This window comes from Marinobacter sp. MA (genome assembly GCF_048298425.1).
In the GTDB taxonomy this organism is placed as follows: domain Bacteria; phylum Pseudomonadota; class Gammaproteobacteria; order Pseudomonadales; family Oleiphilaceae; genus Marinobacter; species Marinobacter salsuginis.
Genome location: NZ_CP103058.1, coordinates 2,245,321 through 2,265,950 on the forward strand (window position 1 = coordinate 2,245,321; position 20,630 = coordinate 2,265,950).

Below are 20,630 nucleotides of genomic sequence, written 5' to 3' on the forward strand. Positions count from 1 at the left end.
TGAGCGTGCGATCAAGGTTCCATACAAGAGAAAGGGCAATCAGGGTATGACCCGAATGCAGCATTGGTTTACAAACATTCTGAGGTGGTTCGATTCCGAGGCGGGTTCGGATCACATCGACACGACATCCAGGTCATTCAATTTTTTGCGGGTTATCCCGTTCATAGCGCTTCATCTGGCATGTTTGCTGGCGTTTTACACGGGGGCAAGCGCATTCGCCATCGGGTTTGCGTTTGCGTTTTTCCTGGTGCGGATGTTCGCGATTACAGGATTCTATCACCGGTACTTTGCCCACAAAACGTTCAAGACCAGTCGCCCTGCCCAGTTCGTCTTCGCTGTTCTGGGCGCCAGCGCTGCCCAGCGTGGCCCCCTGTGGTGGGCAGCGCATCACCGACACCATCATCAGCACTCCGATGACGAACTGGACCTTCATTCGCCTCACCAAGGCGGTTTCTGGTGGTCACACATGGGCTGGTTCACCTGTGACGCCGGGTTTGCAACGGACGAACGCCGCGTTCGCGACTGGCTCAAGTTTCCAGAGCTCAAACTGATCAACCGGTTCGATGCGCTGGTTCCTGCCCTAGCAGCCGTCGGCATCTATGCCCTGGGCGAAGCTCTGGCAGCCTGGGCTCCGGGCCTGGGCACCAATGGGCTGCAGTTGTTGGTGTGGGGTTTCTTTATCTCGACCGTGGTGTTGTTCCACGCCACTGTGTCGATCAATTCCCTCTCCCACGTCTGGGGCAAACGCCGGTTCGAGACATCCGACGACAGCAGAAACAATTTCTGGCTGGCTCTGATTACCCTCGGGGAAGGATGGCACAACAACCATCACCGCTGGCCACAGTCTGTCCGGCAGGGCTTTCGGTGGTATGAAATCGATATCACATGGTATGGACTGTGGCTGATGTCGAAGCTGGGAATCATCTGGGAGCTTAATCCGATTCCCAAGCATATTCAGGAGGAGACACGCGAACTGGATAAAGCGAGGAGGAGCAACAAATGACAACCGCCTCAAAGATCGAAGTCGGTAAGCGGAACTCGGCGCTTCCGGCGGCGCTCGGCCATTTCAGGGCGCTCTTCAACGAACTCGATAAAGGCAATCTGAACAAACTTTCAGAGGTCTACAGCGAGGATATCCGCTTTCAGGACCCGCTGGAGACAGTACAAGGGCTTGATGAGCTCACCCGCTATTTCGCCGGTGCCTATGCAAACGTTATTTCCTGCCGCTTCGATTTTGGCGAAGCGATTGTACAGGGAGAATTTGCCGCCGTGCCCTGGGTGATGCACCTGCGCCACAAGCGGATTCGCAAGGGGCGGGAGGTCCAGGTTCGGGGCATAAGCCATCTGGAGATACGTGATGGCATGGTGTGCTACCACCGTGACTACTTTGACGCAGGGGAAATGCTCTACGAAAACCTGCCGGTAGTTGGCAGGGTCATTCGCTGGATCAAGGATCAGGCAGGATGAGTGATCGACTTCAGGAAACCTCGAATATCTGGATAACGGGTGCCAGTTCCGGCATTGGTGAGTCCGTTACCCGCGCACTTGCACGCGGCGGTCATCGGCTCGTTATTACCGGGCGACGCAAGGGAGCGCTCGAAGAACTGGCATCCGTGGCGCCCGACAGGATTATCCCGGCTGCAGCGGACACCACCAGCAAGGAGGATCTTCAAGCCATTGCGGGGTCGCTTGAGAACCACGGCGACCTGAACATGGTGATTCTCAACGCCGGTACATGTGAGTATCTGGAGATAGCACACTATGACAGTGATGTTATCGAGAAGAACATCCACACCAACGTGATTGGCACGGCCAGGTGCCTGGAGATTGCTCTGCCCGCTCTGCGCCGCAGCCGGGCAAAGGGGCAACCGGCCACCCTGGTAATTGTCAGTTCGTCTGCCTGGTGGTTCCCGTTTGGCCGGGCCGAAGGTTACGGCGCTTCCAAGGCTGCGCTGACCTACTTTGCCCAATCCCTCAGGGCGGATCTCGCGGCCGAGGGTATTGATGTGGTCGTAGTCTCTCCTGGCTTTGTAAAAACCCCTCTGACCGACCGCAATGATTTCCCGATGCCCTTCCTGGTCTCGGCCGAGGACGCGGCAGAACGGATTGTAAGCGGGCTGGCACGTGGTAAAAACGAAATCGCTTTCCCGAAGCGATTTACCTGGATGCTCAAAGTGCTTGGTGCCCTTCCCCGGCCCCTGATTGACCGGATGTCGGCCTCCATGGCCCGTAAAAGTAACGCCGAACAGGAAAACAATGGATGAGTAGTGAACGTCAGCGAATTGCTGTCATTGGGGCCGGCGTTTCCGGCCTCACGGCTGCCTGGCTTTTGGCCGAGAAACATGAAGTAAAGATTTTTGAGGCCGGCGACTACGCTGGCGGTCACACCAACACCGAAGAGGTAGAGGCCGGTGGTCGTACCTGGCCGGTAAACACCGGGTTCATCGTGTTCAACGACTGGACCTACCCCAATTTCATCAAGCTGATGGAGCGGCTTGGGGTGGCATCTGAGGTCAGCGACATGAGCTTCAGTGTGGATTGCAGCAGCACCGGCCTGCAATACAACGGCACCAGCCTCAACACCCTGTTCGCCCAGCGGAAGAACCTGTTCAACCTGCCGTTCCTGAAGATGGTTCGGGAGATTCTTCGGTTTAACAAGGAAACGCGGGCTGACCTGGAAGAGGGCAATATCAACAACGAAGAAACCCTGGGCGAATACCTGAACCGGAATGGCTATTCCCGTTACTTCCGGAACTACTACATCGTGCCCATGGGAGCGGCCATCTGGTCAGCGCCGGAAATCGTACTGGAACAGTTTCCAATCCGCTTCTTCCTGCAGTTTTTCAACAATCACGGCATGCTTTCGGTGGATGACCGCCCCACCTGGCGGGTGATTTCAGGCGGCTCCGCCCAGTACGTAAAGAAAATGATGTACAGGCTCGGTGATGGCATGCATCTGAACAGCCCTGTTGACAGGGTTGTCCGGAATGAAGGCGGCGTTACGCTTACTGTGAAAGGCGAGGAACACCACTTTGACCAGGTGATCTTTGGCTGTCACAGCGACCAGGCGTTAGCGATGCTCGCCGACGCAACCGACAAGGAACGCGACATTCTGGGCGCCATGGCCTACCAGAATAATGATGTGGTACTCCACACCGACAGCAGTGTGTTACCGGATAATCGCCGGGCGTGGGCGGCCTGGAACTATTTCATCCCGACCCATAGTACCGAACCGGTCTCGGTTACCTACAACATGAATATCCTGCAGAATTTCCACGATGCCCCGGAAACTTTCTGTGTGACCCTGAACCGCAGCCGTGATATTGATCCCGACAAGGTTATTAAACGCTTCGAGTATGCCCACCCGGTATTCACACTGGACGCGGTGGCCGCCCAGGAACGCTATGACGAAATCGGCAATCAGAATCGGACCCATTTCTGCGGTGCATACTGGTTCAACGGGTTCCACGAAGACGGTGTTCGCAGTGCGCTGCGGGTAACCGAAGCCTTCGGGGTGGAGCTTTGATCATGAACAGCCAGTGGCTGGAGGGTACTGTCCGGCACAGACGGAAGTACCCGGTGCAACACGAATTCAGCTACAGCACGGGCATGCTGGCCCTGGATACCGACGAGTGGGACACGGTTTCAGGGGTCAGTCCTCTGTTCTCCCTGGAACGCTTTAACTGGATTTCCCTGAAACGCAGGGATTACTTCCGACCGGAGACCGGGGAACTCTCGGTTGCGGTTCGCGATCACGTTGAGGAAGCCACGGGCTGGCGCCCCGACGGCGAAGTGGAGCTGATCACCCATCCCCGGTATTTCGGTTATGTGTTCAACCCGGTCAGTTTCTACTTCTGCTACCGGCCCGGGGAGCTCCCATCTGATGGCGTGGTTCCAAAAGTCATCGTTGCCCAGATTACCAATACCCCCTGGCACGATCGCCATGTCTATTGCCTGGAAACCACGGGGGCAGAACCCAACCAGGCCGGTTGGCGCACCGAGCAGTTCGGCTTTAGCAAGCGTTTTCACGTCTCGCCATTCAATGGCATGAACCAGCACTACGAATGGACATTCAGTTTCCGCGGCCCGGATCTCAGAATTCACATGAATGTTCTTGAGGACGGCCGAAAACATTTTGATGCCACCCTGGTAGTCCAACGCACCCCTCTCAATCGTAAAGATGTGCACAGAAGTCTTCGAAAGTTTCCGCTTGAAGCGTTCAAGGTTGTTGCCGGCATTTACTGGCACGCGCTGCGCCTCATGCTGAAGGGGGCGCCGTTCTACAGCCACCCGGACAAGCTTCCCGAAGACGACAGCGCCTACTGCCGTGGGCACGATGATTCCGGACTGGATGTCACCAGCTCCGAGGCCAATGACAAGATTCGTGGAAGGGTAAGCTCATGGAGAACCTGAATACCTCGGTTGAAAACACCTCATCCGATTCCGGCAGCCTGCCGGTTCTAAGCCGGTTTGCAAGGACTCTGGTGATTCAGCAGCTTCGTTTACTGGGCGAAGGCAAATTGACGGTGAGGGAATCCGGTTTTGAAGACCTCGTATTCGGAGATGACAACAGCCATTACCAACCCGCCGAATTGATCGTACATGATCATAGTACCTGGCGTGATCTTCTCACCGGCGGAAGTGTCGGAGCTGCGGAGGCCTATGTGGGCGGTGACTGGTCCACGCCCGATCTGGTTGCCCTGCTCCGTTTCTTTACCCGTAACGTTGACCGAATGAACGAGTTTGAAGACCGGTTCAGCTGGGTTACCAAACCGGCCCTGAAAGGGTTGCATTGGCTAAACCGGAACACCAAGGAAGGCTCGCGGAAGAACATCAGCGCCCATTACGATCTGGGTAACGATCTGTTCGAGGCGTTCCTGGACCCAACCATGATGTATTCCTCAGCCATATACCCAAGTGCCGAATCCACGCTCGAAGAAGCGGCTGTGCACAAGCTGGATACCATTTGCCGGAAACTCGATCTCCAGCCTGGCGACAAAGTGATTGAAATCGGCACCGGCTGGGGCGGCTTTGCGATCCACGCCGCCAAACATTACGGCTGCCACGTGACTACCACGACCATTTCCAGGGAACAGCTGGAGTTGGCGAAGGCGCGGGTTCAGAAGGAAGGCCTGGAAGACCGTATTACCCTTCTGTTTGACGATTACCGGGATCTTGAAGGCCAGTTCGACAAGCTGGTATCCATCGAGATGATCGAAGCCGTCGGCCCGCAGTTCCTGGATAGCTACTTCTCCCAGATCAACGCGCTGTTAAAGCCCGATGGGCTGGCACTTGTGCAGGCCATCAACATGCCGGAGCAGAGGTACCACAGGGCCCTGAAAAACGTCGATTTTATTCAGCGCTTCATCTTCCCGGGCAGCTTTATTCCCTCTTTCGGCGCGATCCTGGAGTCCGTCCGCAATGAGAGCAAACTGGTGCTGACCCATGCCGAAGACATCGGATTTCACTATGCCCGAACGCTTCACGACTGGTGTGAACGCTTCATGGCTCAGCGTGACAAGCTGGATTCCATGGGCTACGACGAGGCCTTCCGTCGCCTGTGGCACTTCTACTTTGCCTATTGCGAGGCGGGCTTCAGTGAACGTGCCATTGGCGTGGCGCAGCTGGTTTTCGCCAAGCCCGGCAACAAACGTGAGAACATCCTGAGCGTATGATCGCCTCTGAAACTGCCCGTAACATCCTGAACTTTCTGCTGTTCCAGGCAGGCTGGTTTGCCTGCGTGTTTTATCCGGGCCTGATCGGAGCTGGCGTGGTGGTGGTTTTTCTGGTGCTGCACTTTGTGCTTGTCAGCCAGAACCGAATGACAGAGCTGCAGTTCATCGGCCTGGGAACCGTGGTTGGCTCCGTTCTGGACGGCATCTGGTTCCGGACCGGAATTCTGGACGACGGAACCGGACAGGTGATGCTGACGCCACCGTGGTTGGTGGCCATCTGGGCCATTTTCATGACCACTCTGAGCCATTCTCTGGACTGGATCAGCAAGAAGGCGTGGTTGCCGTTCGTTCTTGCACCCTTCGCTGGCCCGTTCGCCTACTGGTCCGCCAGCCAGCTCGGCGCCGTGCAGCTGCCGGAGTTGATGCCCTCACTGATCGCACTCGCATTTGGCTGGCTAGTGGTTTTTCCATTGCTTTTGTACGCCCGCAAAACGCTTTATCCGGAGCTGGTGCAATGAGAACCAGGCCTTTGGTCGTTCCCTTTGCCTTGATGACTGCAGCGTTGCCGGCGGTGGCACAGGATTTTCGCTTCACCGGTACCGCGACCACCGACGGCGGTAACGTCATCTACGAGGAAAGGCATGCCGTTGATGGAACCTGTGAGGAAGGAATCTTCCGGCCCCGACAGCATGAAGTGGCCTATCACAAGCCTGGCTCGGAAGCGTCGTTCGCGCGTAAGTCCCTGGAATATGGGGCGTCAGTTCTGCGACCGACCGTGGATTTCTTGCAGCCCACGTTCGACGAAAAGATGGAGATCACCTATCCCGAACCCGATACTCTGATGATCAACTGGCAGACGCCTGGGGGCGATTCGGAGCAATTCCAGGTGGGGTACTCGTCCAATACCGTTGTCGATGCGGGGTTCGACAACTTTGTCCGCCAGAACTGGCAAAGCGTACTGGCCGGTGATCCGGTAGAATTCCGTTTCCTCGGGCCTACCCGGGGCGAGCACTATGGCTTTGTGCTGGAACGTGTCGAGAACGAACAAATAGACGCCGACCATGTAGTCCAGATACGTCCGACAGGCATGGTGCTGAGGTTCCTGGTGGATCCTATCGTGCTGGGTTACAACAACGCCGGTGCCCTTTCCGATTATCTTGGCCTGACCAATATCCGGAAAAACCAGGACGAGAACTACACCGCACATATTCGCTATTCCGTGCAAACCAGCCCGGATTGTGAACTGACCCCCTGAAACTGTCGCCCCTGCCAAGGCAGACCCAGGGGGTCAGTGTGTTAAACTCCGCCGGGAACCAACGCCGGAGAGTTTTTCGTAATGATGTTCGTCTCTTTCAACGTCAACAGTATCCGTACCCGCCTGCATCAGCTTGAGGCCGTCATCGACGCCCTGGCTCCGGATTTTATCGGTCTTCAGGAAACCAAGGTCCAGGACGACGACTTTCCCGTCGAAGCAATCCGCGAACTCGGCTACCACGTCCACTTTCATGGCCAGAAGACCCACTACGGCGTTGCGCTGCTCTCAAAGGCTGAGCCGGACGAGATTTTCAAAGGCTACCCCTGGGACGGCGAGGACTCCCAGCGCAGATTGATCACCGGCCAGTTCACCGTAAATGGTGAAAAACTGACAGTAATTAACGGCTACTTTCCCCAGGGCGAGAGCCGCGACCACCCGGTGAAGTTCCCTGCCAAGGAAAAATTCTACGCCGATCTGATGCGCTACCTGGACGAGCTCAAGCAAGCCGGAGGGCATGTCGTGGTCATGGGCGATATGAACATCTCTCCAACCGACAAGGACATTGGCATTGGCGCAGACAACGCCAAGCGCTGGCTGCGCACCGGCAAATGTTCCTTTCTGCCCGAGGAGCGGGAATGGCTGGGCCAGGTTGAGTCGCGCGGCTACACCGATGTATTCCGCCACCTGCATCCGGACGAGGAGGACACATTCAGCTGGTTCGATTACCGCAGCAAGGGATTTGAACGGGATCCCAAGCGCGGTCTCAGGATTGATCTGATCATGGCCAGCGACAGTCTGCTGCCCAAAGCCCGCCAGGCAGGCGTTTCCTACGACATTCGAGCCATGGAACGGCCGTCCGACCATTGTCCGGTCTGGGCGAGCTTCGAACTCTAGGGGCTGGCCGGGCGCGACATGAAAAAAATCAAAACCCGCGACCGTATTCTTCAGACCAGCCTGGCGCTGTTTAACAGTATTGGCGAGCCCAATGTCACAACACTGCTGATCTCAGATGAGCTGGATATCAGCCCGGGCAACCTTTACTACCACTTCAAAAGCAAGGGCGACATTGTCGAGGAGCTGTTCGACCAGTTCGAGCACGACATGGTGGATCTTCTGGCGGTTCCGGAAGACGCCGACATCAGCCTCGATCAACAGGGGTTTTTCCTGCACCTACTGTTTGAGACCGTCGCCCGCTACCGGTTTCTCTACCAGGATCTGGTGAACGTTCTGTCCCGCTACGATCAACTGCAGGTTCGTTTCAAGCGCATCCAGAAGAAGAAAATCGTCGCGTTCAGAACCATTTGCGACAGCTTCCGGCGCCAGGAAATCATGGCAATAGACGCTGAAGAACTTGAGTCTTTGTGTGAGCAGTTAACGCTAACTGCCTGTTACTGGAGTGCTTTTGACACCCTATCCCACTTGGATGACAGGGAATCAGTCGATCCGGGGCGTGGGGTCTACCAGATGATGCACCTGATCCTTCCCTACCTCGAACCCGGCCACCGCGAAGAAGCCCGACTGATGAGCCGGGACTATCTCTGAGGGGCGCGATTATTCCTCTTCATCGTCACCGGCACGATTGCGCAGGCGGGCAAGCTCTGATTCAAGGGCTTCAATCCTCCGTTCCAGGGATTCGATCTCTTCCCTGCGGTGGATCCCCAGGCGCCTCAGTGCCCCGGAAACCCGTTCATCAAACATGTGCTCAAGCCGGTCCCAGGTACCGGTGGCACGTTCACGAACCCCTTCGACCCGGTCTTCCACGGACTTGATCTGTTTCTCGACCACGCCCCGGGTTTTGTTCTCCAGTTGCTCACCTTCCTGAACAAGACGATCGAAGAATCGGCCGGTGTCCTCTTCGGCTTTGGTATAAGCACCCAGCCCCGCCAACCAGATCTGGCGGGCGGAATCCTTGATTTTTGCCGCCAGTTGCGGATCATTCTCCGGCTTATTGTCGTTCTCGTCAGACATGTAACAACCTCGGGGGTACGGATATTTCTTTCGATGGCCTATTGTATTACAGGTTTGGCCGGATTTCAGTCGGCCTGAGAGCCGCACAGTGAAAGGCCGCAGTATAAAGACGTATTCGATATGAAAAAATGTTTTCAAACGAAAGTCACTCTCGCTTGAAGTGTTCAAAATATAGTCAATACTTCCCAATACCGGCGTCCCTGCTGATGCCGGTTTGTCTGGAAGTCTTTCATGGATACTACTCGCACGCCTCTGCCCGGCATCCTTTGCCGGGCTTTTTTTTGGTATTATTGCCCCAAGATATATGCTTATTCCAAAACAGCCACTTCTCACACTCGGAGTAACAGATGATTGAAATCGCCTGGAGTAACTTCACCCCCTGGTCCGCGCTTCTGGGGGGCATTCTGGTGGGCATCGCCGCTGCCAGCTTTCTGCTTCTGAACGGTCGTATTGCCGGCATCAGCGGAATTCTCGGTGGGCTTCTTGCGCCGGCAAAGGGCGATATCGCCTGGCGCCTCGCGTTTCTGTTGGGGCTGATCGGTGCTCCGGCTGTCTGGGTACTGGCTACTGAACTTCCCCCCATTGAAATCGAAGCCGGCTATCCGGCTCTGATTATTGCCGGACTGCTTGTCGGTATCGGCACGCGATACGGTTCCGGCTGCACCAGTGGTCACGGAGTTTGCGGGCTGTCGCGGCTTTCACTTCGCTCGTTGGCCGCCACCCTCAGCTTCATGGCAGCCGGATTTGTCACTGTTTATGTCATTCGTCATCTTCTGGGAGTCTGACGCCATGAAATTTTCACTTGCCTCCCTGTTTGCCGGCCTGGTTTTTGGTCTGGGCCTTATCGTGTCCGGTATGGCAAATCCCGAGAAGGTGCTCGGCTTCCTGGATATTGCCGGCGCCTGGGATCCTTCACTCGCCTTTGTGATGGGCGGAGCCATCATGGTGGGCGTGGTCGCGTTTGCCGTTGCCCGTAAACGCACCCTCTCCTTTCTCGGCTTCCACATGAAGATGCCCACCAGCAACCATATCGACAAACGGCTGATCCTGGGCGGTCTGATGTTCGGCATCGGCTGGGGCATAGCCGGTTTTTGTCCCGGCCCCGGGCTGGTCGCGCTCGGTGCCGGCGAAATCAAGGCGGCGGTGTTTGTGGCCGCCATGGTCGCGGGTATGGGCATCTTCGAGGTGATTGAGCGCAGCCGCGCGAAAGCATAAGTAGTTTCTGTTAATTTTCCTGCCGCCATTCTGACACAGCCCGGAGGCTATGCGATCATGGCGGCAGCCCCATTACTCGATCCGGAGAGGACATCCATGGATATCAGAAAGATTGATGACAACATTTCAGTTGCACCCCAGATTTCCGTCGAAGATGTGGCAGAGGCCGCCAGGCTGGGTTTCAAGACCCTGGTAGCAAACCGCCCTGATCACGAGGAACCCGGCCAACCCGCAATGGCAGACATTGAAGCGGCCGCGCGGGAACAGGGCCTTGAGTGGGTCTATATGCCGGTGGAGTCAGGCAACATCACCGATGACGATGTAAACCGATTTGCGCCAATGATCCGGGACGCGGAAAAGCCCGTACTGGCCTTTTGCCGCTCCGGAACCCGCTGCACCGTGTTGTGGGCACTGAGCTCGGCCAGAAATACATCAGCCAATGAAATCTTTACCAAGGCACGCAACGCGGGCTACGACATCTCAGGCCTTGCGCCGAGGATGGCACAGCAGGCCGCCGATAACAGCTGATAATCCAACCGTTTCATCTACGTTCAGGATCCACCGCATGCAATACAAAGGTTCAGAGAATTTCAGCCACAACCAGCCCGACCGATTGGGCGTGCTGGTCACCAACCTGGGCACCCCGGACGCCCCGACCACCTCGGCACTCCGGCGTTACCTGGCTGAATTTCTCTCGGACCCGCGAGTGGTGGAACTGCCCAGGCCACTGTGGTGGCTGATCCTGCACGGGGTTATCCTCCGCATTCGGCCCAAGCGCAGTGCGGAGGCCTATTCCAGTGTGTGGCAACCAGAAGGCTCTCCACTGCTGTTGCACACCGCAAAGCAGGCTGAGGGCATCCGGGAGGCCCTGAAACGCAAGTATGGGCCCAACGTGGTCGTCGGGTTTGCCATGCGGTACGGCAATCCGTCGATTGCACGGGTTCTGGATGAGATGCAGGAACAGGGAGTGCGGAAGCTGCTGGTTCTGCCGCTGTACCCCCAGTACTCGGCCTCGACCTCTGCATCCACTTTCGACGCCATCGCCAGGGATTTCACCAAGAGGCGCTGGCTGCCGGATTTCCGGTTTATTTCTCACTACCCGGATTACCCGCCGTACATTGAAGCCATGGCCCGCCACATCGAGGCACACTGGTCGAACCACGGGCGGAACCAGAAGCTGGTGTTCTCCTATCACGGGGTGCCACTGAAATACCTGACCAAAGGCGACCCCTACCACTGCGAATGCCACAAAACCTCACGGTTGCTGGCGGAACGCCTTGGCCTGAGCAAGGAAGACTACATGACCACCTTCCAGTCCAGATTTGGCAAGGAAGAGTGGCTCAAGCCCTACACGGATGAAACCCTGAAATCTCTGCCGGGCAAGGGCGTGAAATCCATCGACGTGTTCTGCCCCGGCTTCTCATCGGACTGCCTGGAGACCATTGAGGAAATCGACGAGGAAAACCGCGAGTACTTCATGGAAGCCGGCGGTGAAGGCTTCAGCTATATCACGGCACTGAACGCCACGCCCGGCCACATCGAAGCTCTGGTGAAACTGATCGAGGATAATCTGGAAGGCTGGCAGGTGCCGAAGAACGAACCTGATGCACTGGCTGCACGGCAACAAAGAGCCGATGAGCAAAAAGAAATGACCTATCCGGGCCGGGATCTTTGAGCCGGCCCAGGCTTACAACCGGGGCAGTATCAGCTGCTCCGTTCCTCCCCCGTCTCCCGCTCATTCGCTGAAAGATCCGGTACAGACTGGCAGAACGTGCATTCCTCAGTATCAACCGCAGCACCGCCTGCCTCCACGTAACGCACCCTGTGACTGGCCTTACCCCGATTTGCGGAGACAGAGAACTTCCGATCGCGGCGTTCCATTGAGCGGTCGCGTGATGGGTGATTCTTCTGGAAGTTAGTCATGTTTCGCCCTCATACGTTCGATAACTGGATAGTGAGGGTGACCTGGCGCCAAACCAAGTAGGGATAAACACGACGATCCGTGGGGAATTGGTGCTAAAGAGTTCTTCGGGGAGACAAGGGATAGAAGGAAAAATGGCGGTGGGCCAGGGATTCGAACCCCGGGAAGGCTACTAACCTTCGGCGGTTTTCAAGACCGCTGCATTCAGCCACTCTGCCAGCCCACCGGTTTTTCCATTCGCCGCCATTGCGACAGCGGTGTGCATGATACCGGAATTGCCTGTGCTGTCAACGCTCTGCATAAAACCCGCCGTATTTTTCAACATTAACGGTTTTTAATGGAATCCGGGGGCCGGTTTCCTGTCGTAAATGATTGAAAGTTGCGTATCTGACACTATTATGGGACACAGTATCCAGTCGTTATAAACGGAGATGACAATGGAAGACAGACGATTCGGCGTTCAGAACTCTCAGGGAGCCTATTCGACTCCCCAGACCGAGCGCGCGACCACTGGTATCAGCGATGACGCGATGAAGGTGTTGCGCAACACCTACATGCTCCTGGGCATGACCCTCGCCTTCTCGGCGCTCACCGCATTCCTGAACATGAACGGAACCCATCCGGGCTTCCTGATCACCATTGTGGGATACATTGGCCTGCTGTTCGCAACCTATAAGTTGAAGAACAGCCCGTGGGGCATCGTGACCACGTTCGCGCTGACCGGCTTCATGGGTTACACCCTGGGCCCGATCATCGGCGCATTCGTAGCCGCCGGCGCTTCCCAGATTGTTGCCCAGGCTCTGACACTGACGGCTGTCGCCTTTGTTGGCCTGTCTGCCACGGCAATCATTACCAAAAAAGACTTCAGCTTCATGTCGAGCTTCCTGACCGCTGGTGCCTTCGTATTGATCGGCGCCATGCTGCTGGCCTTCCTGATGGAGAGCTCTGCTCTGCATCTGGCAGTGTCTGCTGGCTTCACTATTTTCGCCTCCATCATGATCCTGTTTGAAACCAGCCAGATCATTAAAGGTGGAGAGCGCAACTACGTGATTGCCACCGTTGGACTGTATGTATCCATCTACAACCTGTTCGTCAGCCTGCTGCACTTGCTGTCTGCGTTCAGCGGCGAAGATTGATGCCAGACTGATTAAGCTGGCTCGAAACCCCGGCAGTTGCCGGGGTTTTTGCTTTCGGTAAACTGAAAGCCCTGAACGACAGATCAGGAACACACAGGAAATATGGCCGAAACTGCTTCTGAAAGCTTCACCCTGGTAATTACCGGCGCGCCCTACTCTTCCCAGGCTCCCCAGACCGCCCTTGGGTTTGCTCAGGCTGCCGTTAACGCCGGGCATCGCATCGACCGGGTTTTTCTCTACGGGGATGGCGTGCATCTTGCGTCAGCACTGTGCGCACCGCCATCGGACGAAACCCACTGGCCCGAGGCGTGGTCGCAGTTTCTCACCGAGCACAGCATTCCCGGTGTTGCCTGCATTGCCTCTGCGCTGCGTCGTGGGCTGGTAAACGAAACCGAGCAGAAACGCTACGAGTTGCCCGCATCCAATCTGCGCGCCCCGTTTGAAATTGCAGGGCTCGGCGAATGGGTCGAAGGACGGATAAAGTCCACCCGAACTCTCTACTTTCACGCTGGAGACTGACCGTGAGCACTCTGATCATGATTGACCAGGCTCCTTACGGCACCTGGAGCGGGCGGGAAGCACTGGATTTGGCGTTTTCGCTGGCAGCTTTTGACCAAGCGGCGTCACTCCTATTCACCGGAGCTGGCGTCAACTGGTTAAAAAAGGGCCAGGAAGCCGAAGGCATTGGCCAGAAGTCAGTGGACAAGAATCTCGCGGCTGCGCCTATTTTCGGTATAGAAGCCATCCTGGCGGATCGCGCCGCATGCCGCACCTACGGACTGGATGAGAACTCGCTCATTGAGGGCGTAACTCTGGTAGATGCAGACGCCGCCCTACTTGCCGCCTATGACCACACCGCTTTCGCAGGTTGATCCATGACTGCCATCCAGACATTGCACATTCTGAACAAGTCTCCGGACCACCCGCGTGCAACCCGCTGCCTTGAGATGGTCGCTGAGGAGGATTGCCTCTTGCTGATCGGCGGGGGCGTTCTACTTCTTGCAACGGATAATCTGCCTGGGATCAGCAGGGTATGTGCACTCACGCAGGACCTCGATGCCCGGGGACTGGCCAATCTGGCAGGTAACGTCAGCGCTGTGGATTACGCGAAGATGGTTTCGCTGTCAGTTCAAGCACAACGGGTAATCAGTTGGTAAGCCATGACCAATACCACAATGCCGGAACGAAATAACGAAGGTTTTCTTGAAGACGCCCGAGACTGGACGGAAGATGTCGCGGCTACCATAGCCGCTGAGGACGGAATGGAGTTGACCGAAAAACATTGGGAAATCATAGAGTTTTTGCGGTCTTTTTATAAGGAACATGAAATATCGCCACCCTCGAACCGCCTGTTCGTGAAAGCGGTCAAAGAGGCCTTGGGCGAGGACAGGGGCAACAGCATTTATCTGATGCAACTGTTTCCCGGAACCCCAGCCAAGACCGCCTGCCGGATAGCCGGGCTTCCCCGCCCCACCAATTGCCTGTAGCGCCGCGCAGCAGCTCACATACCGACAAAGGATAGGAACTGAAGCAGCCCTGCCAGGGCACCGAAAATACCGCCCACGAGCATCAGTTGGAGTTCCTCTTCCCTGAACGCCGGGCGAAGAATGTCCTGGAATTCATCCGGTTTCAGTGCCTTCATCTGCCCCGACAACACTTCCGCCACCACCGGCGCCCTCTCCCGGTTAAACGCGGGGTCGCTAAAGACATCTCCGGTGGCCAGAACCGCCTTCTGGTTCATCACCCGTTGCAGTTCGGTGTAACCCGTCATGCCCATGGTCACCTGCGCTGTCAGTTTCATGATGACGGAATTGTCCAGCAGGGGGCGAAGATGTTTCTGGATAATCGCCCGGGTCCTGTCGCCCTGACTGCCATTGATCATGGCATCGGCAACTTTCTCAACCGTGATCAGTTCTTCGGCCACCAACTTTGCCCAGACATCGCTGATCTCTGGTTGCCTGCGCAGAAACAGTCCCTGGATTTTCCAGAACAGAAACCGGCGCGGCCTGAGCGGGGAGAAGATCAGGTTGATCGCAATCCAGTTGGTTACGAATCCGATCACAAAGCCCCCGAGGGGCAACAGCCAGGGCTCTGGATAACGGGTCCACAAAGGCACCAGGACTGCCCCAAGGACGCCGCCGATAATCGCTCCACGGTTGATCACGGACTGGAGCTCCACCGCCCCGGCTTGCTGGAAGATCCGGTTCATCATATCCGGATGCTTTTCCAACTCTCGGCTGAGGAGAGCCTTTAAGTCCACCAACTCATCCAGATCGTCGCCGAAGTCCTCAACCAGATCCTTTACCCGGGACGGCAACTGCTCCCGCGCCCACTGGTAAATCCGGTTTCTGACAAACAAAGGCAGATTGTCCCAGAGAACAGGTTGGATTTCGTACATGACCTCATCGATGTACTCGTCCATTCGCGGGGTGACTTGCGAAATTACCTGCTCAACGATGCGCTGGGGTTCGAGCTTCTGATAGACGGCGTTGAGGTCGCCGAACTGCTGGAGGGTCCTGTCGATGCAGATGTGCGCCATCTTTTCCGCCTTGCGGGGAATAACCCCCTGCCAGCCCACCAGGCCCACGCCGATGAATTGAACCGGGTAAAAGGACATCTGGATGGCAAGCCAGTTGGTCAGCCAACCAACAACGGCCGCCATGAGTGGCACAGACAGAAGCGCAACGTCGTACAAGTTTGACCCCGGTGTAAGAGTGTAATCCGTTCAAGCCGGTGATAATGCTGTTAACAGGCAGCCAGGATGGTACATGCCTGATGTTTCCGTGTATGTGACGAATGATGAAGTAATTGAAATGTCACAACATTGGCCGTGTAGCCAGGGGGATGAGGGTACTGCGGCAGTCTTGAGTGGGCGCCGCGCCCGGAGGGCGCGGTCCACAGGAAAGAAAAGACCTTGGCGCTTACTGGTAGTAGGCGTTTTCAGTGTAAGAGTGGTCGGTCACATCCCTTACGGCAGTGATTTCCGGAACACGCTCCCGAAGAGTGGTCTCTACGCCCTGTTTAAGGGTCAGACTAACTGCAGAGCAACCCTGGCAGCCGCCACCAAAACGCAACACCGCCACTGATTCGTCAACGATCTCTACCAGAGACACCTCGCCGCCATGGGCTGCCAGGTTGGGATTGATTTCGGAAGCCAGAATGTAATTCACCCGGTCCGGAAGCGGCGCATCGTCATCAATCTTCGGCACCTTTGCGTTCGGTGCCTTGATGGTGAGCTGGCCACCCATCTGGTCTTTGGAGTAATCCACGTACGCTTCTTCAAGGAACGGAACGGAATTGTGGTCCAGATAAAGGATGAACTTGTCCAGATCCACCTGCTCGTCCGTCGGTACAACTTCGTTGGGTGGGCAGTAGGCCAGACAGGTCTCGGCGTTCTTGGTGCCGGGCTGGGTAACGAATATACGCACACCCATGCCTTCCACATCCTGTTTTTCGATAAGTTGTGCAAGATAGTCCCGTGCGGGATCTGTCACAGTAACCTGAGCCATGTTTTCAACCCGTTTGAAAGTTTGAGTTCATTTTAAGGGAGTTCGCGGGAACATGAAAGACCAAGTAAAATAGTCGGGCTTTACGAAGGTAATCAATTTCCCGTATTGGCAGGTATTTGCAGAAGGCAGTTGATAATCGTCATTCGTACTAAGACGGGCTCAGGCATTTTTGCTATGATCCCGCGCCATTGACATTAATACTGCGTTATTAACGACATCCGGAAGTACTTCTATGACCGATCGCACCACCCGTCTCGACCAGCTCCATAAGGCCCTGCAGGAACGCATTGTGATCCTTGATGGCGGCATGGGCACCATGATCCAGAATCTCAAGCTGGACGAGAAGGCGTTCCGTGGTGATCGGTTTGCCGACTATGATCGGGAAGTCCAGGGTAACAATGATCTTCTGAACCTGACCCAGCCTGCCCTGCTCCGCAATATTCATGCGGATTACCTGGATGCCGGCGCAGATATTATCGAAACCAACACCTTTAACTCCACCCAACTGTCCCAGGCAGATTACGGACTGGAGGCAATTGCCAAGGAACTGAACGTGGCCGCTGCCAGGCTGGCCCGTGAGATTGCAGACGAATACACCGCCAAAAATCCGGACAAGCCCCGTTTTGTGGCTGGCGCCGTCGGGCCCACATCGCGCACCGCGTCCATTTCACCGGACGTGAACAACCCGGGCTACCGGAACGTCGATTTTCAGACCCTGGTCGACAACTATTATGAAGCTGTCGAAGGACTGGCCGAGGGTGGTTGCGACCTCATCCTGATCGAAACCATATTCGACACCCTGAACGCCAAGGCGGCGATCTACGCCACGCAGCAATACTTTGAGGACAGTGGCATCACCCTGCCGATCATGATTTCCGGCACCATCACCGATGCCTCCGGTCGGACCCTTTCCGGCCAGACCACCGAAGCCTTCTGGAACTCGGTAGCACACGCCAAACCTATTTCAGTAGGCCTTAACTGTGCGCTGGGTGCAGACGCTTTACGTCCGTACGTGGAGGAGCTATCTGACAAGGCTGAAACCTACGTCAGCGCGCACCCGAACGCCGGTCTTCCCAACGAGTTTGGCAAATACGACCAGACCCCCGAGGAAATGGCCGAGATTATCGAAGGCTTTGCCCGTGATGGCTTCCTGAACATCATCGGCGGCTGCTGCGGTTCGCGACCGGACCACATTGAAGCGATTGCCCAGGCGGTGGCCAAATACCCACCCCGGAAGATTCCCGAACGCCCGAAGGCGTTACGCCTGTCTGGCCTCGAGCCGTTTACCGGGGACGACAATGTTCTGTTCATTAACGTGGGGGAGCGAACCAACGTCACCGGGTCCAAGCGTTTCCTGCGTCTGATCAAGGAAGAACAGTACGAAGAAGCTCTCAGCGTTGCCCGGGACCAGGTTGAGAACGGTGCACAGATCATCGATATCAATATGGATGAGGGCATGCTGGAGTCCAAGGAGGTGATGGTTACCTTCCTGAACCTGGTTGCCTCCGAGCCCGATATCTCGCGGGTACCGATCATGATCGACTCCTCGAAGTGGGATGTGATCGAAGCAGGCCTGCGCTGCATCCAGGGCAAAGCCGTAGTGAATTCCATCAGTCTCAAGGAAGGCGAAGAGGAGTTCGTAAAACGGGCCAGGGACTGCATGCGCTATGGAGCCGCTGTGGTGGTGATGGCCTTTGACGAACAGGGCCAGGCCGACACCTACGAGCGCAAGACAGAAATCTGCAAACGCTCTTATGATGTACTGACCGGTATTGGCTTCAACCCGGCGGATATCATCTTCGACCCCAACATCTTCGCCATTGCCACCGGCATCGAAGAGCACAACAACTACGCGGTGGACTTCATCAACGCCACCCGCTGGATCCGGGAAAACCTGCCCCACGCTTCGATTTCCGGCGGCGTGAGCAACGTTTCTTTCTCGTTCCGGGGCAATGACGTGGTCCGGGAAGCCATCCACTCGGTGTTCCTGTATCACGCCATCAAGGCCGGCATGAACATGGGTATCGTGAACCCCGGCCAGCTGGTGATCTACGATGAAATTGATCCGGAGCTCAAGGAGCTGGTGGAAGACGTTGTCCTGAACCGGCGCGATGATGCCACCGACCGCCTGCTCGAGATTGCCGAACGCTTCAAAGGTAAAGGCGGCAAAACCCAGGAAGAAGACCTCGCCTGGCGTGAATGGCCTGTCGAAAAGCGCCTCGAACACGCCCTGGTGAAAGGAATCACAACCTATATCGTTGAAGACACCGAAGCCTGTCGCTTAAACGCCAGCCACCCCATCGAGGTAATCGAAGGGCCGCTGATGGACGGCATGAACGTGGTCGGTGATCTCTTCGGCGACGGCAAGATGTTCCTGCCCCAGGTGGTCAAGAGCGCCCGGGTGATGAAGCAGGCCGTCGCGCACCTGATTCCCTACATTGAGGCAGAAAAAACCGAAGACCAGAAAGCCAAGGGCAAGATCCTCATGGCCACGGTCAAAGGCGATGTCCATGACATTGGCAAGAACATCGTGGGCGTTGTGCTCCAGTGCAACAACTACGAGGTGATTGACCTTGGCGTGATGGTGCCCTGCGACAAAATCCTTGCCGCCGCCAAAGAGCATGATGTCGACCTTATTGGCCTGAGCGGCCTGATCACGCCATCCCTGGACGAGATGGTCCACGTGGCCCGTGAGTTGCAACGGCTGGATTTCAATATCCCATTGATGATCGGCGGTGCGACAACATCGAAGGCTCACACAGCGGTGAAAATCGAGCCCCAGTACAAAAATGACATTGCCCTGTACGTGTCGGATGCATCCCGCTGCGTGAACGTGGCATCCCAGCTTCTCAGCAAGACTGCGAAGCCGGAATTTGTCGAAGCGGCCCGCACCGAATACGACGAGATTCGTGAACGCCGGAAAAACCGCGGCGACCGGACCAAGCTGGTGTCTTTGAAAGAAGCCCGCGACCGCGCCCCGGAAATCTCCTTCGAAGGCTACCAGCCTCCCAAGCCGGCATTCACCGGTATCCGGGTATTCGAGGAATATGACCTCACTGAGCTGGTGGATTACATCGACTGGACACCGTTCTTCCTGTCCTGGGACATTTCCGGCAAGTACCCGGCCATCTTTGATGATCCGAAACGCGGCGAGGCGGCTCGTCATCTGTTCGACGATGCTCAGAAGATTCTTCACCGGATGATTGACGAAAAACGGGTCCAGGCCCGTGGCGTTATTGGTTTCTGGCCAGCCAACCGTCGGGGAGACGATATCGTGCTGTACACAGACGAGTCGTGCAGCGAGGAGCTGACCACCCTGCACCACCTCCGTCAGCAGGATGAAAAGGCACCCGGCAAACCCATGATGGCACTGTCTGATTTCGTAGCGCCTGAGGGCTCCGGTACTTTGGACTACGTCGGCGGTTTCGCGGTGACCACAGGCATTGGCGCGGAAGAGTTCTCACTGGAATTCAAAGACGCCAACGATGATTACAACGCCATTATGGTGAAGGCGTTGGCCGACCGACTGGCGGAAGCGTTCGCGGAACGCATGCACGAACGGGTCCGACAGGAGTTCTGGGGCTACGCGGCCGATGAAAAGCTGGCCAATGAAGACCTGATCAAGGAAAGGTACCGCGGGATACGGCCTGCACCGGGCTATCCGGCGTGCCCGGACCACACCGAAAAGGCAACCCTGTTCAACCTGCTTGAAGCCAGTGACACGGCAGGTATTGAACTGACTGAGCATTTCGCCATGTTCCCGACTGCGGCCGTATCCGGCTGGTACTTTGCACATCCGGAATCCAAGTACTTTGCAGTAGGCAAAATTGGCGTTGACCAGGTTGAGGACTATGCTGAACGCAAAGGCATTTCCAAGGCCGAAGCAGAGCGCTGGCTAGCGCCAAGCCTGGCGTACGATCCGGCAGAATAAACTTCGGCCAACGCACAGAC

Annotated in this window: 23 protein-coding genes and 1 tRNA gene; 20 read left to right on the forward strand and 4 right to left on the reverse strand. The window is 56.3% G+C overall.

Going from position 1 to position 20,630, the window contains the following annotated elements:
• The first annotated feature begins 46 nt into the window (after nucleotides 1-46).
• The 10 genes from NUW46_RS10475 to NUW46_RS10520 all read left to right on the forward strand — a co-directional run bounded on the left by NUW46_RS10475 (nucleotide 47) and on the right by NUW46_RS10520 (nucleotide 8,472).
• The gene (locus NUW46_RS10475) at nucleotides 47-1,003 is read left to right on the forward strand and encodes an acyl-CoA desaturase (RefSeq protein WP_069183592.1); all 957 of its coding nucleotides are present in this window, start codon (nucleotides 47-49) and stop codon (nucleotides 1,001-1,003) included.
• Nucleotides 1,000-1,467, forward strand: coding sequence for a nuclear transport factor 2 family protein (locus NUW46_RS10480; protein ID WP_069183591.1), 468 nt, complete (start codon nucleotides 1,000-1,002; stop codon nucleotides 1,465-1,467). The genes NUW46_RS10475 and NUW46_RS10480 overlap by 4 nt, the downstream gene beginning before the upstream one ends.
• Complete coding sequence (locus tag NUW46_RS10485; protein WP_291908949.1) at nucleotides 1,464-2,264, forward strand: SDR family NAD(P)-dependent oxidoreductase; 801 nt, start codon at nucleotides 1,464-1,466, stop codon at nucleotides 2,262-2,264. The genes NUW46_RS10480 and NUW46_RS10485 overlap by 4 nt, the downstream gene beginning before the upstream one ends.
• On the forward strand, nucleotides 2,261-3,526 hold the full coding sequence (locus tag NUW46_RS10490) for an NAD(P)/FAD-dependent oxidoreductase (RefSeq protein WP_418140046.1): 1,266 nt from the start codon (nucleotides 2,261-2,263) through the stop codon (nucleotides 3,524-3,526). The genes NUW46_RS10485 and NUW46_RS10490 overlap by 4 nt, the downstream gene beginning before the upstream one ends.
• Before the next feature lie 2 nt (nucleotides 3,527-3,528).
• The gene (locus NUW46_RS10495; protein WP_418140047.1) at nucleotides 3,529-4,413 is read left to right on the forward strand and encodes a DUF1365 domain-containing protein; all 885 of its coding nucleotides are present in this window, start codon (nucleotides 3,529-3,531) and stop codon (nucleotides 4,411-4,413) included.
• The gene (locus NUW46_RS10500) at nucleotides 4,401-5,675 is read left to right on the forward strand and encodes a class I SAM-dependent methyltransferase (RefSeq protein WP_418140048.1); all 1,275 of its coding nucleotides are present in this window, start codon (nucleotides 4,401-4,403) and stop codon (nucleotides 5,673-5,675) included. Before NUW46_RS10495 ends, NUW46_RS10500 begins: the two co-directional genes overlap by 13 nt.
• The gene (locus NUW46_RS10505) at nucleotides 5,672-6,193 is read left to right on the forward strand and encodes a DUF2878 domain-containing protein (RefSeq protein WP_136632205.1); all 522 of its coding nucleotides are present in this window, start codon (nucleotides 5,672-5,674) and stop codon (nucleotides 6,191-6,193) included. The genes NUW46_RS10500 and NUW46_RS10505 overlap by 4 nt, the downstream gene beginning before the upstream one ends.
• Complete coding sequence (locus tag NUW46_RS10510) at nucleotides 6,190-6,930, forward strand: hypothetical protein (protein WP_418140049.1); 741 nt, start codon at nucleotides 6,190-6,192, stop codon at nucleotides 6,928-6,930. Before NUW46_RS10505 ends, NUW46_RS10510 begins: the two co-directional genes overlap by 4 nt.
• 81 nt (nucleotides 6,931-7,011) lie before the next feature.
• Nucleotides 7,012-7,824 carry an exodeoxyribonuclease III gene (xthA, locus tag NUW46_RS10515; RefSeq protein ID WP_418140050.1) on the forward strand — a complete coding sequence of 271 codons (813 nt, stop codon included), beginning with the start codon at nucleotides 7,012-7,014 and terminating at the stop codon, nucleotides 7,822-7,824.
• Between the two features lie 18 nt (nucleotides 7,825-7,842).
• Nucleotides 7,843-8,472 (forward strand): TetR/AcrR family transcriptional regulator, encoded by a 630-nt coding sequence (locus NUW46_RS10520; RefSeq protein WP_136632202.1) that lies wholly within the window; start codon nucleotides 7,843-7,845, stop codon nucleotides 8,470-8,472.
• A gap of 9 nt (nucleotides 8,473-8,481) precedes the next feature.
• Here NUW46_RS10520 and NUW46_RS10525 read toward each other — a convergent pair whose 3' ends face one another.
• Entirely contained in the window at nucleotides 8,482-8,898 is a 417-nt protein-coding gene (locus NUW46_RS10525; RefSeq protein ID WP_069183582.1) for a phasin family protein, read from the reverse strand.
• Nucleotides 8,899-9,245: 347 nt separating this feature from the next.
• On the opposite strand from NUW46_RS10525, the gene NUW46_RS10530 reads away from it, so the two are divergent.
• The 4 genes from NUW46_RS10530 to hemH all read left to right on the forward strand — a co-directional run bounded on the left by NUW46_RS10530 (nucleotide 9,246) and on the right by hemH (nucleotide 11,788).
• Entirely contained in the window at nucleotides 9,246-9,683 is a 438-nt protein-coding gene (locus tag NUW46_RS10530) for a YeeE/YedE family protein (protein WP_069183581.1), read from the forward strand.
• Nucleotides 9,684-9,687: 4 nt separating this feature from the next.
• Nucleotides 9,688-10,113 (forward strand): YeeE/YedE family protein, encoded by a 426-nt coding sequence (locus tag NUW46_RS10535; RefSeq protein ID WP_153633487.1) that lies wholly within the window; start codon nucleotides 9,688-9,690, stop codon nucleotides 10,111-10,113.
• Nucleotides 10,114-10,209: 96 nt separating this feature from the next.
• The gene (locus NUW46_RS10540) at nucleotides 10,210-10,641 is read left to right on the forward strand and encodes a TIGR01244 family sulfur transferase (protein WP_069183580.1); all 432 of its coding nucleotides are present in this window, start codon (nucleotides 10,210-10,212) and stop codon (nucleotides 10,639-10,641) included.
• A gap of 37 nt (nucleotides 10,642-10,678) precedes the next feature.
• Entirely contained in the window at nucleotides 10,679-11,788 is a 1,110-nt protein-coding gene (hemH, locus tag NUW46_RS10545) for a ferrochelatase (RefSeq protein WP_069183579.1), read from the forward strand.
• Nucleotides 11,789-12,169: 381 nt separating this feature from the next.
• On the opposite strand, the gene NUW46_RS10550 is transcribed toward hemH, so the two are convergent.
• Nucleotides 12,170-12,260 (reverse strand) — tRNA-Ser (locus NUW46_RS10550).
• A 211-nt stretch (nucleotides 12,261-12,471) separates the two neighbouring features.
• Between NUW46_RS10550 and NUW46_RS10555 the strand changes: the two genes are divergently transcribed.
• The 5 genes from NUW46_RS10555 to NUW46_RS10575 all read left to right on the forward strand — a co-directional run bounded on the left by NUW46_RS10555 (nucleotide 12,472) and on the right by NUW46_RS10575 (nucleotide 14,657).
• Nucleotides 12,472-13,170 (forward strand): Bax inhibitor-1/YccA family protein, encoded by a 699-nt coding sequence (locus NUW46_RS10555; RefSeq protein ID WP_069183578.1) that lies wholly within the window; start codon nucleotides 12,472-12,474, stop codon nucleotides 13,168-13,170.
• Nucleotides 13,171-13,272: 102 nt separating this feature from the next.
• Nucleotides 13,273-13,689, forward strand: a complete 417-nt coding sequence (gene tusD / locus NUW46_RS10560; RefSeq protein WP_153633488.1) for a sulfurtransferase complex subunit TusD — start codon at nucleotides 13,273-13,275, stop codon at nucleotides 13,687-13,689.
• Nucleotides 13,690-13,691: 2 nt separating this feature from the next.
• Complete coding sequence (locus NUW46_RS10565; protein ID WP_418140051.1) at nucleotides 13,692-14,042, forward strand: DsrE family protein; 351 nt, start codon at nucleotides 13,692-13,694, stop codon at nucleotides 14,040-14,042.
• Between the two features lie 3 nt (nucleotides 14,043-14,045).
• Entirely contained in the window at nucleotides 14,046-14,327 is a 282-nt protein-coding gene (tusB, locus tag NUW46_RS10570) for a sulfurtransferase complex subunit TusB (protein ID WP_418140052.1), read from the forward strand.
• Nucleotides 14,328-14,330: 3 nt separating this feature from the next.
• Nucleotides 14,331-14,657 carry a TusE/DsrC/DsvC family sulfur relay protein gene (locus tag NUW46_RS10575; RefSeq protein WP_069183574.1) on the forward strand — a complete coding sequence of 109 codons (327 nt, stop codon included), beginning with the start codon at nucleotides 14,331-14,333 and terminating at the stop codon, nucleotides 14,655-14,657.
• 14 nt (nucleotides 14,658-14,671) lie between these two features.
• Here the strand turns inward: NUW46_RS10575 and NUW46_RS10580 are convergent, their stop codons facing one another.
• Nucleotides 14,672-15,865 (reverse strand): DUF445 domain-containing protein, encoded by a 1,194-nt coding sequence (locus tag NUW46_RS10580; protein WP_418140053.1) that lies wholly within the window; start codon nucleotides 15,863-15,865, stop codon nucleotides 14,672-14,674.
• Nucleotides 15,866-16,091: 226 nt separating this feature from the next.
• On the reverse strand, nucleotides 16,092-16,679 hold the full coding sequence (nfuA, locus tag NUW46_RS10585; protein ID WP_069183573.1) for a Fe-S biogenesis protein NfuA: 588 nt from the start codon (nucleotides 16,677-16,679) through the stop codon (nucleotides 16,092-16,094).
• A 232-nt stretch (nucleotides 16,680-16,911) separates the two neighbouring features.
• On the opposite strand from nfuA, the gene metH reads away from it, so the two are divergent.
• On the forward strand, nucleotides 16,912-20,610 hold the full coding sequence (gene metH / locus NUW46_RS10590) for a methionine synthase (RefSeq protein WP_418140054.1): 3,699 nt from the start codon (nucleotides 16,912-16,914) through the stop codon (nucleotides 20,608-20,610).
• Nucleotides 20,611-20,630 lie beyond the last annotated feature (20 nt).

What these genes read in the sequence shown, in the direction of transcription:
- nfuA (WP_069183573.1), bottom strand. Translation starts at nt 16,679, where the DNA reads ATGGCTCAGGTTACTGTGACAGATCCCGCACGGGACTATCTTGCACAA.
- tusB (WP_418140052.1), top strand. Translation starts at nt 14,046, where the DNA reads ATGACTGCCATCCAGACATTGCACATTCTGAACAAGTCTCCGGACCAC.
- NUW46_RS10525 (WP_069183582.1), bottom strand. Translation starts at nt 8,898, where the DNA reads ATGTCTGACGAGAACGACAATAAGCCGGAGAATGATCCGCAACTGGCG.
- tusD (WP_153633488.1), top strand. Translation starts at nt 13,273, where the DNA reads ATGGCCGAAACTGCTTCTGAAAGCTTCACCCTGGTAATTACCGGCGCG.
- NUW46_RS10520 (WP_136632202.1), top strand. Translation starts at nt 7,843, where the DNA reads ATGAAAAAAATCAAAACCCGCGACCGTATTCTTCAGACCAGCCTGGCG.
- NUW46_RS10495 (WP_418140047.1), top strand. Translation starts at nt 3,529, where the DNA reads ATGAACAGCCAGTGGCTGGAGGGTACTGTCCGGCACAGACGGAAGTAC.
- NUW46_RS10475 (WP_069183592.1), top strand. Translation starts at nt 47, where the DNA reads ATGACCCGAATGCAGCATTGGTTTACAAACATTCTGAGGTGGTTCGAT.
- NUW46_RS10480 (WP_069183591.1), top strand. Translation starts at nt 1,000, where the DNA reads ATGACAACCGCCTCAAAGATCGAAGTCGGTAAGCGGAACTCGGCGCTT.
- NUW46_RS10535 (WP_153633487.1), top strand. Translation starts at nt 9,688, where the DNA reads ATGAAATTTTCACTTGCCTCCCTGTTTGCCGGCCTGGTTTTTGGTCTG.
- NUW46_RS10510 (WP_418140049.1), top strand. Translation starts at nt 6,190, where the DNA reads ATGAGAACCAGGCCTTTGGTCGTTCCCTTTGCCTTGATGACTGCAGCG.
- xthA (WP_418140050.1), top strand. Translation starts at nt 7,012, where the DNA reads ATGATGTTCGTCTCTTTCAACGTCAACAGTATCCGTACCCGCCTGCAT.
- NUW46_RS10530 (WP_069183581.1), top strand. Translation starts at nt 9,246, where the DNA reads ATGATTGAAATCGCCTGGAGTAACTTCACCCCCTGGTCCGCGCTTCTG.
- NUW46_RS10575 (WP_069183574.1), top strand. Translation starts at nt 14,331, where the DNA reads ATGACCAATACCACAATGCCGGAACGAAATAACGAAGGTTTTCTTGAA.
- NUW46_RS10505 (WP_136632205.1), top strand. Translation starts at nt 5,672, where the DNA reads ATGATCGCCTCTGAAACTGCCCGTAACATCCTGAACTTTCTGCTGTTC.
- NUW46_RS10540 (WP_069183580.1), top strand. Translation starts at nt 10,210, where the DNA reads ATGGATATCAGAAAGATTGATGACAACATTTCAGTTGCACCCCAGATT.
- NUW46_RS10490 (WP_418140046.1), top strand. Translation starts at nt 2,261, where the DNA reads ATGAGTAGTGAACGTCAGCGAATTGCTGTCATTGGGGCCGGCGTTTCC.
- NUW46_RS10555 (WP_069183578.1), top strand. Translation starts at nt 12,472, where the DNA reads ATGGAAGACAGACGATTCGGCGTTCAGAACTCTCAGGGAGCCTATTCG.
- NUW46_RS10485 (WP_291908949.1), top strand. Translation starts at nt 1,464, where the DNA reads ATGAGTGATCGACTTCAGGAAACCTCGAATATCTGGATAACGGGTGCC.
- metH (WP_418140054.1), top strand. Translation starts at nt 16,912, where the DNA reads ATGACCGATCGCACCACCCGTCTCGACCAGCTCCATAAGGCCCTGCAG.
- NUW46_RS10500 (WP_418140048.1), top strand. Translation starts at nt 4,401, where the DNA reads ATGGAGAACCTGAATACCTCGGTTGAAAACACCTCATCCGATTCCGGC.
- hemH (WP_069183579.1), top strand. Translation starts at nt 10,679, where the DNA reads ATGCAATACAAAGGTTCAGAGAATTTCAGCCACAACCAGCCCGACCGA.